Source organism: Paenibacillus septentrionalis (assembly GCF_042659865.1).
GTDB classification, from domain to species: domain Bacteria; phylum Bacillota; class Bacilli; order Paenibacillales; family Paenibacillaceae; genus Pristimantibacillus; species Pristimantibacillus septentrionalis.
This window is the reverse complement of sequence record NZ_JBHSTE010000004.1, coordinates 96,740-110,898: the sequence shown is the minus strand read 5'-3', so window position 1 is coordinate 110,898 and position 14,159 is coordinate 96,740. Positions and strand designations below refer to the sequence as shown.

The window sequence follows — 14,159 nt, the reverse complement described above, 5'->3', positions numbered from 1 at the left end:
AGACATTCTCTCCATTCCTCTTTAAGCGAAGCCTTATTCTGTTCGCCCTGTATCATCGCTGATGTCAACTAAGCTGTTGTACATCTCATCAACGAGCTCATCGATTTTCGTTTGATTCTCAGCGTATTTGCCATCTCGCATATAGTCGCTTGTCAGTCGCAGCGCTTGCAAGGCTGACTGATAAAATTGTATTTTTCGTTCCACTTCTTCTATTTTGTGTTGAAACACTGAGACGGAAGCGATATTGCACTCCTGTGATACCGGAAGCTGCTCCAGCGTCAGCAGCAATTTAATTTCTTGCAGTGAAAATCCAACCTGCTTTAATACGAGAATGTACTTGATCGTTTTTTCACAGCGCTCGTCGTACACTCGATAGCCGTTCCCTAGACGGACAGGTGCAAGCAGCCCCTCAGACTCATAGTATCTGGCAGTATCGCTTGAGATCCGATATTTTTCAGTAAATTGCTTGATTTTCATGTAGGCGGCCTCCTTTTAATGACAGCGTATCATTGGAGTATACTCCAAGGTCAATAGTTAACTATGCGATTACGAATCAATGACAATCGAATATGAAAAAACCAGCTGCCTGATTCCGGCAACTGGTTAACTCCATGTATATTTTACACCACTAATGATAGAATACACTCACTAATGATAGAATACACTCACTAATTAGCGATGCGGGTGGCTTTATCTATTGGCAGCTTATCCTCCTCGATCCATGCTCTCAGCATTTGATTGAAGCGAGCTGGCTCCGCGAGCGATATTCCATGCCCAATCTGCTGCAGTACGACACCAACCGAATAACGATTGCTCGCGACGAGGCTTCGTGCAGATTGCTGCATCAATCCTTTTTCTTTTTCTCCAACGGTAACAAGTATTCGCGTGTCCGCTTGGGAAAAGGAGGCTGGCACTTGGTAAGACATATTTTCTGTGAGTACTCGAATGAGCCCTTCCTGCGTCATCTTCTTGCTTTCCTCAAAATAAAGCTCAAAATCCGCTTCGCTGACATATAGCGTTTTTGCCTGCAGCTTTGCGAAGGTACGGTTTCTTACAAGCGGAAACATCAGCTTAATCGCTGGCGCCAGCCACTTAACCATTTGCAGCTGCGGCACAACCAATGCGCTATTAATCATCGCGTAGTCAATTCGTTCCGGTCTTCTGCTGAGCATCTCAACTAGAACCTGCGCACCTAAAGAGAACCCAACGACAATAACCGGCTGATCGCCCGCAAGTGCATCAATAAGCTCCAGTACGGACTCTGCACATGATTCCATGGCAAAAACATCCGACTGGCTTCGACCATGCTCTGGTAGATCAGGTACAACGCAATAATAATCTGAAAAATGTTCAATCTGCTTATTCCACATCCAGCCGCTTACGCCGCCCCCATGCAAAAATACCAGCATAGGTCGATCCTTATCTCCATATTCCTCATAAACCATCGTGCTCACCTCATCTTCTTGTGACTAGACTTGCGTAATTAGCTCAATCTACATGATGTATATATATTTCTGCAGCTGGAAGCCTTATCCTGCTTTATCGACCTAAATGTTCTCAATAGAATGAACAGTTCTGCACGTCAAGCAGATGCAAATGAACATATGCACAAAATAGCGGTTAGCACTATCAATGGCGGAAAACAACCGAGCTTTTTCCTTTTATTCATGAATAAATTATGGTACCAAATGGCAGGGTAATAGATAACTAATTACGATCATCATAAAGGAGCGGCTATGAAAAAACCTACTGTACGAATTGTTTCGTTCGTTAGCGCACTGCTGATCTTACTCGTTAGTACCACAGCTTGGCTCATTATCTCGCTTTCTATTACGAAGGAACGGATAATTGCTGCACCGATAGAACAAAGCAGCAAGCCCGTCATTATGCTGCTGTATGATTCGCTTATGCATGAACCGTTGCAGCAAGCTATACAGTCGGGAGATGCGCCTGCATTTTCCTATCTCATTAAACATGGCACTTATTATTCGGAGGTTGTCAGCTCTTATCCCACTATGTCCGTTGCGATTGACAGCACGATTCTGACAGGCACGTATGCTGATAAGCATCATGTTCCTGGACTGCTCTGGTTTAATGAGCAGGAACAGAAATTGGTCAGCTATGGCAGTGGACCGCATGAAATACGAGACAATAGCATAAAGGAAGTGTTGCAAAACGGTGTGCTTAAGCTGAACAGCGAGCACCTGAGCCGTGATGTAAATACGATCTATGAGCGCTTGGATGAGCTCGGCATACAAAGCGCCTCAATTAACGGCATTATTTATCGCGGCAACACGCCGCATGAGCTGCATATTCCCGGACTGCTTACGCGCAGTCAGATGATGCCTCATGAAGTGACGATGAATGGCCCCACTCTTCTGTCGCTGGGGGTGATGTCGCAATACAACAAAGGCAATGATCAATACAATTATGCATGGAACAGGCTTGGCATCAACAACGAGTTCACGATTAATGAGTTGGCCTATTTCATACAAGAGGACAAGCTTCCTCCGTTCACCCTTGCTTACTTGCCTGATGCAGATGCCAAGCTGCATCGAAAAGGCCCGAGTGATCTGGAAGCGATCAAGCAAGCTGATGAAGCTTTGCAGAAGGCGCTTAATCTATACCCCTCTTGGCAGGAGGCACTGGATGAAGCAATCTGGATCGTACTGGGAGATAGCGGACAATCTCTGGTCGAATCAGACAAGAAGCAAGCGTTGATTGATATGAATGAAGTACTGAGCGGCTATAGCTTATGGAGTCATAAGAAGCAGAATGGACAGCTCGCATTTGCACTAAATGAGCGTATGGGCTATATCCATATTCGCGACAACAAGCTGTCGCGTGATGAGATTGTTCAGAAGCTTAAGCAGGAGAAGCGCCTTCAATTTATAGCTTGGCAGGAAGACGGTAAAAACTATGTCGCCGGTCCAGAATCTGAGCAGCTGCTCGTATATAGCCGCGGAGGATCGTATCGTGATGAATATGGTCAGACGTGGCAGCTTGAGGGGGATTTATCTCTACTTGATCTGTATATCGCCGATCACCAGGTTCAATATAACGACTACCCTGATGCACTCGCCAGGCTGCATGGCGCACTGCATGCCCAGCAAGGCAATATCATCGTGATCGATGCGAAGCCTTCGTATGAAATTGTGGAGCATAACAGCTACAACCACGTGGGCGGCGGCTCACACGGCTCGCTTCATAAGGCAGACTCTCTCGTACCGCTTATTGTAACAGGCACAGATACGCCACTTGAAGATCAGAGACTTGTCGCCCTGCAAGAATGGCTGATGTCACTATTGCTTCAGCAGAGACCGTAATTCGGTAGTATTGCTAAGTGACGGTAGGCTGCTTTAGCAGCAGCCATAATCAGGGGTGGGCAGCTCTAGCTAACAACGAACAGGCACAGCTTATCGCTTACTATGTGCGATTCGCTGCGCCTGTTTCCTGTACTAACCATTACTGATTCGCGTATTGTACCAATCTCGCGATGCTTTTAATTGCTGCGAAATGCATTGCCTCGTGATAGATGCAGAAATTCAAGCTTTCCTGCACCGTGCTCATATGCAGCCCTGTTGAGGTTGTATAGCTTTCTGTTAGCGGCCTGCTAAGCTGCTCGACATTGCTTGCGCTCTCGCTTATTCTGTGCAGCTGCTGCTGAAGCAAGCTTATTAGCTCATTAAGCATTGGCGGCTCACTCGTCCAGCCTCTTGGAGAAGTGCCCGACGCGAACCACTCCAGGAACTGCTCAGTCGTATTCGTCTCTCCACCCGTCAAAGCAAAGCCGAACTTCTCCGTTACAACATAAATATGACCAAGATTCCACTTCACATTGTTGTTGAGCCCCTCAGGGATAATTGCCGATTCTGCATCTGTCAGCCGACTGGCTGCAAGCAAGGTTTGATTGCGTGAAAAATTGACCTGGTTCACGATCCAATTACTCATTCGATACAACCCCTTCTCCGATTCATATTAACCGTTTAGTTAACCATTTAATGGTTAATACTATACACCTTGAGCATTAACCTGTCAATCGTGTTATAATAGGTTAAAATTCACTAGGATGATGACACCATGCATATAGATGTAAAATTCCCGCTGCTATCTGGAGATATTTCAATCGATCTGATCAATACAGAAGTCGTTCGCCACAACCAGCGTCACGATCTGCTGACCGAGCCAGGCCATTTGGTCGCATGGTTTCATGCGATTAAGTCATCCGGCTATATTGAGGATGCTCAATTTTCGGCCGAGGTCGAGAAGTGGGCAGAGGAAGCGCTACCTGCCTTGCGACAGATCCGAGCATTGCTGCGCCAGCAATTCGAGCAGCTTGCGGACGGGCAGGGGTTCGAGCAGCATACCGTTTCCGTTATGGAGCGTTTAATCGGACTAGCACCATTCGCCTATCAATTGCGCAATAATCGACTGCTTCCCGTTCCATCTGGTTCACCAAAGGATGCCTTACTAGCGCTTATTGCATTTAATCTGCTTCAACTGAAAGCAGATGATCGTTTGCAGCATGTGCATCGATGTGACAACAAGGAATGTGTACTGTTATTCATTGATAACAACCCTCGTCGCAAATGGTGCTCGATGAAAATATGCGGCAACCGCATGAAGGTAACTCGGCATCAGCAGCAGAAAAAGCATGAATCAAGTACATAGAACACAGCTTCTTATTATGCAGCGCAGCTAGCTCCACACAATCAGCAGTACGATTCTACTGCTCAGCACCAGCATAACGGGCAGCAAAAAGGAGCATGGCACCAGTTGAACTGGAAGCCATGCTCCTTTCTATGCTATATAGTTGATCTAGTTAATCATTCGCGTCAATTAAGCATATAAGCCTTACACAGGCTGCTTTACTCTGTTCAGAGCGACGAGCCTGCTGCCGCTTACACGTTTTTCACGTGAACCGTAACTGCGCTTTTTGCTTCAAGATGAAGAACAAGCGGCTGATGATTCGGCAGCTCAATCGAGATATCCTGTGCCTGCTCGTAATCATTGAAGGCAATGACAGCAATTGATTGATCCACATTGCGCAGTGCAACTGCGCGAATCGCTTCATCCGCAGAGGCCGTCTCCAGGCGTACTGCCTTTGGACGGACACATTTGCTAAAATGTGCAAGCGCGTAATAATCCAGTGTATATTCAAGCTCTTTTGTTTGCTGATTTACCTTCAAAATGCCGCGACATGTGCTTTTGCCGAAGCCTGGCACAAACGGGCCATTCTCCTCATCCAGCGCCATATTCCACAGCACCAAGCTTTTGCTGTAGTTGCGAATAATATCGATACCTGTGCGCATAACGTTAGAGAATGCCGGCTCGAAAGCAGGAATCCACTCGCCGCCCGAGCCCTCCGTGAAGTGTACCTCCTTGCTTGGATCGGCAAGGAACACCTCGCTTTGCGCGCTTGCTCTGCCGCCATACCAATGCCATGCTACACCATCAATCGCATCTCTAGCTTCTTCAAGCATATGAAGCGGATATTCAGGTTTATCCCAGTTGTGGTCGTAGCACAGTATTTTTGTCGTGATGCCATTCGCTTCAAATGCAGGCTTCAAATGATGCTTAACAAACTCGCTCTGCACCTCTGGCAGCATCAGCATGCCTGGGTAATGATTCGGGCAATAAAGCGGCTCATTCTGTGGTGTGACAGCATAAATATGAAGGCCTTGCGCTGCATAGGCTTGAATGTACTTTACAAAGTAAGCTGCATACGACGCATAGTATTCCGGCTTCAGCTCTCCGCCAATCATCGAGCCGCTCGTTTTCATCCAGCCCGGCGCACTCCACGGCGAGCCCATCAGCTTTAACTGCGGATTAAGCGCTTGTGCCTGCTTCGTCAGCGGAATAATGTCAGCTGTATCATGTTGAATCGAAAAGCGCAATTGCTCCGGATCAGTCTCGCCAGCTGGAAGATCGTTATAGCTGTAAAAGTCACGCGCATAGTCGGAAGCACCCATCGGATTGCGAATGACCGATAAGCCAATACCCTCGATTGGATCAAACAGCTTCACCATTGCTTCCTGACGCTGCTTCTCGGTTAACACCTGATTGATCAAATAAGCTGCTGAATCGGTAAATGAAGCACCAAATCCGTCAACCTCCTGATAGCTCTGCTCAGGATCAATCGTAACCTTTACTGCTGATTGCTCTTCCTGCGGCTGCAGCTGCTCCAGAGTTTTCTCTGCAAACAGTTCTTGCTCTCCGCTTGAATAATAGATCATTACGTTGCTTGCCATTATTCCCACTCCTTTTCTCTAAGCTGTCTTCGTATTACAATCCTAGCTTTTCTTTGTTTCTAGCCATCTTCTCATTGTAGATCTCGATAATCGCATCAAAGTTGTTGTCGTTAAGGAAGGCTTTATATTGCTCCAGTGTGCTATTGAACGTTGCATCATCCTTCGAACGCACCAAGCTTACTAGTGTCGTATTCCATTGTGTATCAATTGCACTTAATGAGCGTGCTTCAGGAGTACCCTGCTCAGGGTTTCTGTTCTCAAGAATAAAGTGAGGAACCAGCTTGCCCTTGCCCCACTCCTGCATTTGCTTAATAGAGTCTGGGAATGCATCATCACTTAACGTTTTATGGCGGTCATGGCCGAAGAACATAAATTCTCCGAAGCGATATTCACGCTTGAATTGGTCTGCGTTGTTTATCTGCATATCTTTTACTTCAGGCATGAGCTCAACCTTGCCTTCTGCATTGATTTGATACGTTTCGCCTTCGATACCATAGTTCATCAGCATTTGCCCTTCTTCACTCAGCAAATACGTGAACAACTGAATTGATTTTGCAGGCTCTGCATTGTATTTCGTAATAAAGCTGATCATCCAGCCTGTAATACCGGATTGATTTAATTTCGGAGCGTTGCCTACTGTGCTTTGCGGGCCATCAATCGCAATATACTCCTTGCCTGGGTTGCTTGTCGCGAACATTTGCAGGTTACCGCCTTGCTGAGGTGTACCGTCGAGCATAATCGTTGCATAGCGACCCGACTTCACTTTTTCTTCAAATGCCGTTCCGTCATCAGCGAAGCTGTCATCGCTAATTAGACCACCACGGTAAGCTTCATTCAACGTAGCAAGCCATGTTACATAGTCTTCATCCAAATTGCGATTGTAGAAGGTGCCGTCTTCATTCGTCAGAGGCACACCGATAAAGTCCTGGAACACATCGCCTAGAGAGCCTGTGCCTGTTCCGATCGCGTTAAAGCCGAATGGCAGCAAATCAGGGAATTTTGATTTAATATCTTGAAGCGCGGCAACAAACTGCTCAGGTGTTCCAAAATCCGGCTGACCGATTGCATCATAGACATCTTTGCGAATGATAAATGCCGTTTTCGCTGGAATTGTGCCCTTTTCATAGTCTTCCTGAGTGTTGGAATAGTTCGGATAGCCATACGTTTTACCGTCTTCAAGCTGGAACCAGTTCAACGTATCCTGCGCAGCAACCTCAAAAAAATGAGGATCGTATTTCTCTGCCAAATCGTTCAGAGGGAGTGCCCATGTATCCGCTTTCTGTACGATCGAGGAATTGGAATCAAAAACTGTAATCAGATCCGGCATTTCATCTCCGGCAAAGAATGTATTCAGCTTCGTGTCATCACCTGTTATAAAGGTAATGTCGAGGTTCAAGTCTTCTTTAATTTTCTTCGTTACGACATCATTGCCGTAGTCGGTATTCCACCAGTCCGCATTCACATACCATGTCAACGAGGTTGTTTCTTCTTTCGCATCAAGCTTCCAAGCCGGCGTGCTTGCATCAGGCGTATAACGATCCTCAAGTGAAATCTCTACGTTTTCGGTGCGACCTTTATCCTTGCCGCACGCTGATACAATAAGCGCAACAACCATTAACAGTGACAATACGACAAAGCCTTTATTTGTCTTCTTCTCTCTTGCAGTTGCCATTAAAAAAACCTCCCTTTAATAAAAACGTTTTAATTTTTGGGTGCACATTCTCTGATGTCATCTTGCTGCAAGCTTCCATATTGGTCTATTCCTTCACCGCCCCCAGCATCATTCCAGAAATGAAATAACGTTGTAATAGTGGATAAATAACAACAATCGGCAAGGTTGTAATGACAATTGTTGCTAGTTGCACCCCTTTGGTTGCTGTTTCAATGACAACAGAGCCGCCTATGTTCTGCATAGATTGTGTCTGTGACTGGACGATGATCTCGTACAGCTTCATCTGCAGCGGATAGAGCGCTTCATTCGTGACATATAGCTTGGTTGTCATGAAGTCGTTCCACTGGCTCACACCATTAAACATCGCAATCGTAGCCATTGCTGGCATCGAAAGAGGAATAAAGATGCTTAAAAATACGCGCCAATCGCCAGCCCCATCGATTTTGGCCGATTCCTCCAATGATCCCGGCACATTTCTGAAGAAATTCATCAAAATGATGACATCGTAAAAGCTCAAAAGAGCTGGAATAATATAAACCCAAAAGCTGTTGAGCAAGCCAAGTGATTTGATAAGCAAGTAGGTTGGAATCATCCCGCCCGAGAAGAACATCGTAATGACACCCATCGTCACATAAAACTTGCGGCCTCTTACATTGCTTTTGCTTAAACCATATCCAACCATTGCACAAAAAAACACGTGCGTGACAACCCCAATCACTGTTTTGGCAACGGAGATAAAGAACGACTGACCAATCGAATCATCACGGAATACGGCACGGTAGTTTTCTAGTGAAAGCTCAGAAGGCCAAAATATGAAACCGCCTTCAGCAAGGGCTCTACTGGAGCTAAAGGACGAGATTACAACATTCCATAGCGGCACTAATATGACAACCATGAATAGCATTAACAACGTAATATTGAATGTATCGAATAGACGACTGTCCCAGTCACGGCGCATTGTTCTTGATTTCACGACCATTTCCTCCTCTGCATTTACAATACCGACTGATTATCGTTCAGTCTCTTGGTTATCGCGTTAGCTGATACAAGCAAGATCACAGATACGATCGAAACACCCAAGCCAACTGCTGTTGCATAAGAGAAGTCGCCCTGCGTCATACCCATTCGATATACGTAAGAATTGATAACCTCTGCCTTTTCACGGTTTTGCGAGTTCATGAGCACCAACGTCTGATCGAGATTGGAGCCAAGCAGTCCGCTAATCGTCAGGATCAGGTTCAAGCTGATCATCAGCTTCAAGTTCGGAACTGTAATATGCCAAATCTGCTTGAGACGATTGGCACCGTCTATTTTCGCTGCCTCATAATAGGTTGGATCGATTTTAGCCATAACCGCCAAGTACAAGATCGTTCCCCAGCCAGCTTCCTTCCAAATATCAGACAGCGTTGCAATCCACCAATACTTGTCTGGATCGAGCAATATGTTGCGCGGCTCCTTAATGACGCCTAACGTCAGCAGCAGCTCGTTGAACAAGCCAGTTGTCGCAAACCAGTTAATCAGCATCCCGCCGAGTACGATCCACGATAAAAAGTGAGGTAAGTACGATATCGTTTGAACGAATTTTTTAAAGCCGCTTAAGCTGACCTCGTAAATCATAATGGCGAGAATAATCGGCACGACAAAGCCTATCGCCAGCTTCAAAAAGCTGATACCGAGCGTATTGACAACCGACTCCCAAAAAAATTTGTCACTCAATATAATTTGAAAGTTTTCAAGCCCTACCCATGGTGCCGAATCAATACGGTCTATCACGGTATAGCGCTTGAAGGCTATCGTTAGGCCGTAAATTGGTATATAGCAAAAAATAAACATAAAGATGACACCAGGCCAAATCATCGATTGAATTTCCCATTGCCGAACGAAATCAGCGAAGAAATGCTTTGTCCTCTGCACGACTGTTGGCTTTTCGGTTGCATAGCCTACTGCTTTGCCCATCTTTCAGCCTCCTCCATTTAGGAAAATGTTATAAACCACCGCTTCAATAAAAACGTTTTTATTTTTCCGTAAAAAAATAATATAAAACTTGCTAGTATCGGATTTGTGTTGAATTTCGAACGATCATTTCCCCAGGCAATTTATCTATACGACCTTGCTCTTTCTGTTGAATCATATTAATAAGATGCTCAATGACCATAACCCCTTGTTTTTTGATCGGGTTGCGTACCGTTGTTAGCGGAGGATTGAAGTATGGGGCTATATCGATATCGTCAAAGCCCAGTACACTAAAATCTTTCGGCACATCATAGCCTTCTGACTTCAATGCTCTAATACAGCCAATTGCGCTTAAGTCATTCCCTGCTAAAAATGCAGTAGGAAGCTTGTCGGCATGCGTATACATAAAGTACTTGACCGCATTATAGGAACCTTCCTCCTCGAAATACCCCTGCAAAATATAATCTGGATCAATCGGATAGTTAAATTCCTTTAGCGCAGCCAGGTAACCGTTTTTACGCTGAACGCTATCGAACATCGATTCGACACCCGATATATAAGCAATCTGCTTATGGCCTAGATTAATCAAATATTTCGTTGCTTCATAGCCTGCTACATACGAATCAAATATAATGCTTCCCATCGTCGTATTCTGATACATACGATCCAGAAACACTGCTTTAATATTGTTTTTTTCCATCGCTGCCAGCTCTTTTTCAGAAATCCGTTCCTCTTCAAATATGATGACGCCATCGACTCTTCCGCCGAGAATATTGCTCATAATCGTCTTTTTATCCTTGGTGACGAATACATTCAAGCCATATCCACGCTTTTCGCATTCTCTGGACATCGTATCTACTAAAATATAAAAATAAGGGCCGGATACACTCGTCGTAAAGAAGCCAAGCATTTTCGTTTTACCAGACTTCAACAGCTTGCCATTCAAATTCGGAACATAATTCAAGCGCTTGGCAACATCAAGAACGTGCTTCTTCGTTACAGGATTCAGCACATCGACATCGTTTAACGCATTTGAAACGGTAGAGATTGAAACCCCCGCTTCTTTTGCCACATCTTTGATAGTAACTTTTTTCATCTGTTTCTTCCTTTTCAAATAAAAACGTTTTTATACTTATGAAATTAACATAAAACCGCTTTCATTACAATAGTTTTTTCTGCTCATGCAACATTTTAATTTGTTTTTATTTCATTGGCATTTAGTCGGGCTATATATGTATGATCAAAAGGTCAGGCTTGATTTACGATACTATAAGAAGACTGCCGGCAGTTGCCGACAGTCCGTAATACAGGCTAAATAATTTGAAGGAGACGGATTATCTCCTCTTCTATTACCTCTTCACTGATCCTATGAAAACCTAACGATTCATACAGCTTTCCTGCAATTACATTATTAGGACGATGTCCGATCATGATTCTTGTACAATGTGATTGGCTCATCATTTGAATCAGTTCTTTTAAAGCTGCCTTACCATAGCCTTTGCCTTGATGTTTCTCATCAATCATTATGGCAGGAATCCAATAGTTATCATCCTGATCTGGTCTTGTACAATATACAAGAAATCCGACCAGGCTTTCATTCGAGTAAATCGCCCGTAATTCAAATTCTTCGACGTATTTTGATTCTGCTATCCAATAAACAACAGGTGCAGGAAAGACACTTAGCTGCTCTGGCTTCACGTTTAGCTGACTACATTGATACCAGTTTTCAATTGAAACTGACTTTAATACAACCGTCACACGTAATTCCTCCCATCATTCGCAGAGGAATTCATCCTCTACGATTAATTCGTAACCTTCCTTCTAAAACCTGCAATATGAATATTCTTCATACCACATCACTCCCCTCAATAATTAAAGCTCTAACTTAGGTTATTCGCTCCTTATTTTACATATCCTTCTTTATTAGAGAGGTTAAGGACGTGTTAGAACAACATTTCAGCAAAACAAAAAAAAGAGAAGGAGGATATCCTTCTCGTCTCGTCATGCCGTCACTTTTAAGTCAATACCTCATGGGCTCTTTGCAGCGCTGCAGCAATGACCTTGTCCATATCATAATATTTGTATTCACCGAGTCGTCCGCCAAAAATTACATGAGGCTCGGCTTCAGCTAATTGCTTGTATTGGTCGTAAAGCTTGCTGTTTTGTTCATCATTAATGGGGTAGTAAGGCTCGTCGCCCAGCTTCCATTCCACACTATACTCTCGCGTTATAATCGTACGAGGCTGCGTGCCAAGCTCAAAATGCTTATGCTCGATAATTCGCGTATACGGAGTTTCGAGGTCCGTGTAATTCACAACCGCATTGCCTTGATAGTTGTCTGTATCAAGCAATTCCGTATCAAAGTTCAGACTGCGGTATGCTAACACGCCGAACGTATAATCAAAATAAGCATCGATTGGCCCGGTGTATACAATGCGATCGGCCTTACTGTCCCAATAAGCTTTGTCTGCAAGATAATCGGTATCAAGCTGCACCTCGATACCTTCTATCATCTTCTCAACCATCGCGGTATAACCGCCAATCGGTATGCCTTGGTATGGGTCATTGAAATAATTGTTGTCATACGTAAACCGTACAGGCAGCCTGCGAATGATAAAGGCCGGGAGTTCATGACAAGGTCGTCCCCATTGCTTTTCTGTATAGCCGCGAATCAGCTTCTCATAAATGTCGCGCCCAACCAAATTAATCGCCTGCTCCTCTAACGTGCGAGGATTTTCAACATAGCTGTCTCTACGCTGCTGTTCAATTTTTTGCTTGGCTTCTTGAGGAGTGTTCACTCCCCACATTTTGTTAAACGTATTCATATTAAACGGCAGATTATACAGCTCACCTTTATAGTTAGCTATTGGGCTGTTTGTATAGCGGTTAAATTCAGCAAACTGGTTCACATACTGCCATATTTCCTTACTGCTCGTATGAAAAATATGTGCGCCATATCGATGAACTTGAATATCCTCAACCTTCTCTGTATACACATTGCCGCCTATATGATTCCGCTTATCAATGATCAAGCAGGTCTTGCCTGCCTTCTTCGCTTCATGTGCGAATACCGCACCATAGAGCCCGGCTCCAACAATCAGGAAATCGTATTTTGTATGCATATGCCTGCCTCCATACTAGTTAAAGCCGACAACCTTCTGCGTAATCTTGTAAACGCCGACCGAAATACTGCGTCCGATTCGTCCTGGCAGGCTGAGCAGCCGCCCCATCATACCGTAACGCAAATGATGATATAGCTCAACGTCATATTCCTTAATAAAGCACCAAAATGCTTTCTTTTTTAGTAAATTTTCTTTAGAGCCTGAGCGAATCAGCAATATAGTCGAAATCATCGTGACAATTTCCAAATGATTGAATAGATAAAGGCGCAGCTTGCAGCTTCTAATCCGTTCCAGATCAATCTGCTCAATCATCAGCTTATTTACTTTTAATTGCTGATCAATTCGGCTTATCATAACCTTCTCATTGACGGATTGATCAGCACGTCCAATGAAATAGTTATAGAAATCAACATTAAGATAATACATGCTGTTTACGTAAGGCAAAGGAGTCGTCACATATAAGTTATCTACATAAAACGTATGCTTAGGCAGCACGAGACCACATTCCCGCAGCAGCTCCGTTCGATAAATGAGCGAGTGCATCATCAAGTATTGGCCTTTTCTAAAGCGGCCAATCTCGTCCCAAGTAAATACTTTATTTTCGGGCAATACGTTTTTATATTTCATTACTTTTTTGTACTTTGCGCCCTCTTTTTCATAGACAAAATTGCTGATCAGCAAATCTACCGGCTGTTGATCTTCAACAAACTGCTGCAGCGTGCTTAATATATTCAAATAAGCTTTCGTATCGACCCAATCGTCACTATCTACTACTTTTATATAAAACCCGTGAGCATGTCTGATCCCGGTATTGACTGCTTCGCCATGGCCTCCATTGGCCTGATGAATAGCTTTAATGATCGTCGGATACTTGGCTGCATACTCATCTGCAAGCTGAGCAGTTTTGTCGCTTGAACCGTCATTTACTATCAGTATTTCTACGTTTTCCCCGCCAGGCAGTAAAGACTCTATGCAAGCTCTCATATAATCTTGTGAATTGTAGCAAGGAATGATGACTGATAATAGCTTCACGTTCACACAACCTTTACTTATTCTGTATTATTACATTCGTTTTTGTATTACGGCATAAGATACCGAAAGTATAGCACACTTCCTATCATTCTAGTGCCGATGATAAGAAGGGTAATTTCACCAAAAGTC

General features: G+C 44.2%; 13 protein-coding genes. 2 read left to right on the top strand and 11 right to left on the bottom strand.

The features are described 5' to 3' along the window. Positions 1-33 precede the first annotated feature (33 nt). Both ACFP56_RS12310 and ACFP56_RS12305 read right to left on the bottom strand, forming a co-directional pair. A complete protein-coding gene (locus ACFP56_RS12310; RefSeq protein ID WP_379234849.1) occupies positions 34-477 on the bottom strand; it encodes a MerR family transcriptional regulator in 444 nt (147 codons plus the stop codon). Between the two features lie 191 nt (positions 478-668). Further along, positions 669-1,445 carry an alpha/beta fold hydrolase gene (locus ACFP56_RS12305; protein ID WP_379234847.1) on the bottom strand — a complete coding sequence of 259 codons (777 nt, stop codon included), beginning with the start codon at positions 1,443-1,445 and terminating at the stop codon, positions 669-671. A 291-nt stretch (positions 1,446-1,736) separates the two neighbouring features. Here ACFP56_RS12305 and ACFP56_RS12300 point away from each other — a divergent pair, with 291 nt between their 5' ends. After that, positions 1,737-3,326 (top strand): alkaline phosphatase family protein, encoded by a 1,590-nt coding sequence (locus ACFP56_RS12300; protein WP_379234845.1) that lies wholly within the window; start codon positions 1,737-1,739, stop codon positions 3,324-3,326. 139 nt (positions 3,327-3,465) lie between these two features. Here the strand turns inward: ACFP56_RS12300 and ACFP56_RS12295 are convergent, their stop codons facing one another. Beyond that, entirely contained in the window at positions 3,466-3,951 is a 486-nt protein-coding gene (locus ACFP56_RS12295) for a DinB family protein (RefSeq protein WP_379234843.1), read from the bottom strand. Between the two features lie 129 nt (positions 3,952-4,080). Here ACFP56_RS12295 and ACFP56_RS12290 point away from each other — a divergent pair, with 129 nt between their 5' ends. Then, entirely contained in the window at positions 4,081-4,671 is a 591-nt protein-coding gene (locus tag ACFP56_RS12290) for a CGNR zinc finger domain-containing protein (RefSeq protein ID WP_379234841.1), read from the top strand. 230 nt (positions 4,672-4,901) lie between these two features. On the opposite strand, the gene ACFP56_RS12285 is transcribed toward ACFP56_RS12290, so the two are convergent. From ACFP56_RS12285 to ACFP56_RS12250, 8 genes are all read right to left on the bottom strand, one after another. Continuing rightward, positions 4,902-6,251, bottom strand: a complete 1,350-nt coding sequence (locus ACFP56_RS12285) for a glycoside hydrolase family 30 protein (RefSeq protein WP_379234839.1) — start codon at positions 6,249-6,251, stop codon at positions 4,902-4,904. Between the two features lie 34 nt (positions 6,252-6,285). Further along, positions 6,286-7,923: a sugar ABC transporter substrate-binding protein gene (locus ACFP56_RS12280; protein WP_379234837.1), complete on the bottom strand. Its 1,638-nt coding sequence runs from the start codon at positions 7,921-7,923 to the stop codon at positions 6,286-6,288. Positions 7,924-8,008: 85 nt separating this feature from the next. Then, entirely contained in the window at positions 8,009-8,881 is an 873-nt protein-coding gene (locus tag ACFP56_RS12275; RefSeq protein ID WP_379235881.1) for a carbohydrate ABC transporter permease, read from the bottom strand. A 35-nt stretch (positions 8,882-8,916) separates the two neighbouring features. Then, positions 8,917-9,879, bottom strand: coding sequence for an ABC transporter permease (locus ACFP56_RS12270; RefSeq protein WP_379234835.1), 963 nt, complete (start codon positions 9,877-9,879; stop codon positions 8,917-8,919). Positions 9,880-9,970: 91 nt separating this feature from the next. Next, positions 9,971-10,972, bottom strand: coding sequence for a LacI family DNA-binding transcriptional regulator (locus ACFP56_RS12265; RefSeq protein WP_379234833.1), 1,002 nt, complete (start codon positions 10,970-10,972; stop codon positions 9,971-9,973). Positions 10,973-11,187: 215 nt separating this feature from the next. After that, positions 11,188-11,634 (bottom strand): GNAT family N-acetyltransferase, encoded by a 447-nt coding sequence (locus ACFP56_RS12260; RefSeq protein WP_379234831.1) that lies wholly within the window; start codon positions 11,632-11,634, stop codon positions 11,188-11,190. A 257-nt stretch (positions 11,635-11,891) separates the two neighbouring features. Then, on the bottom strand, positions 11,892-12,998 hold the full coding sequence (gene glf / locus ACFP56_RS12255; protein ID WP_379234829.1) for a UDP-galactopyranose mutase: 1,107 nt from the start codon (positions 12,996-12,998) through the stop codon (positions 11,892-11,894). 15 nt (positions 12,999-13,013) lie between these two features. Beyond that, the gene (locus ACFP56_RS12250; protein ID WP_379234827.1) at positions 13,014-14,030 is read right to left on the bottom strand and encodes a glycosyltransferase family 2 protein; all 1,017 of its coding nucleotides are present in this window, start codon (positions 14,028-14,030) and stop codon (positions 13,014-13,016) included. Positions 14,031-14,159 lie beyond the last annotated feature (129 nt).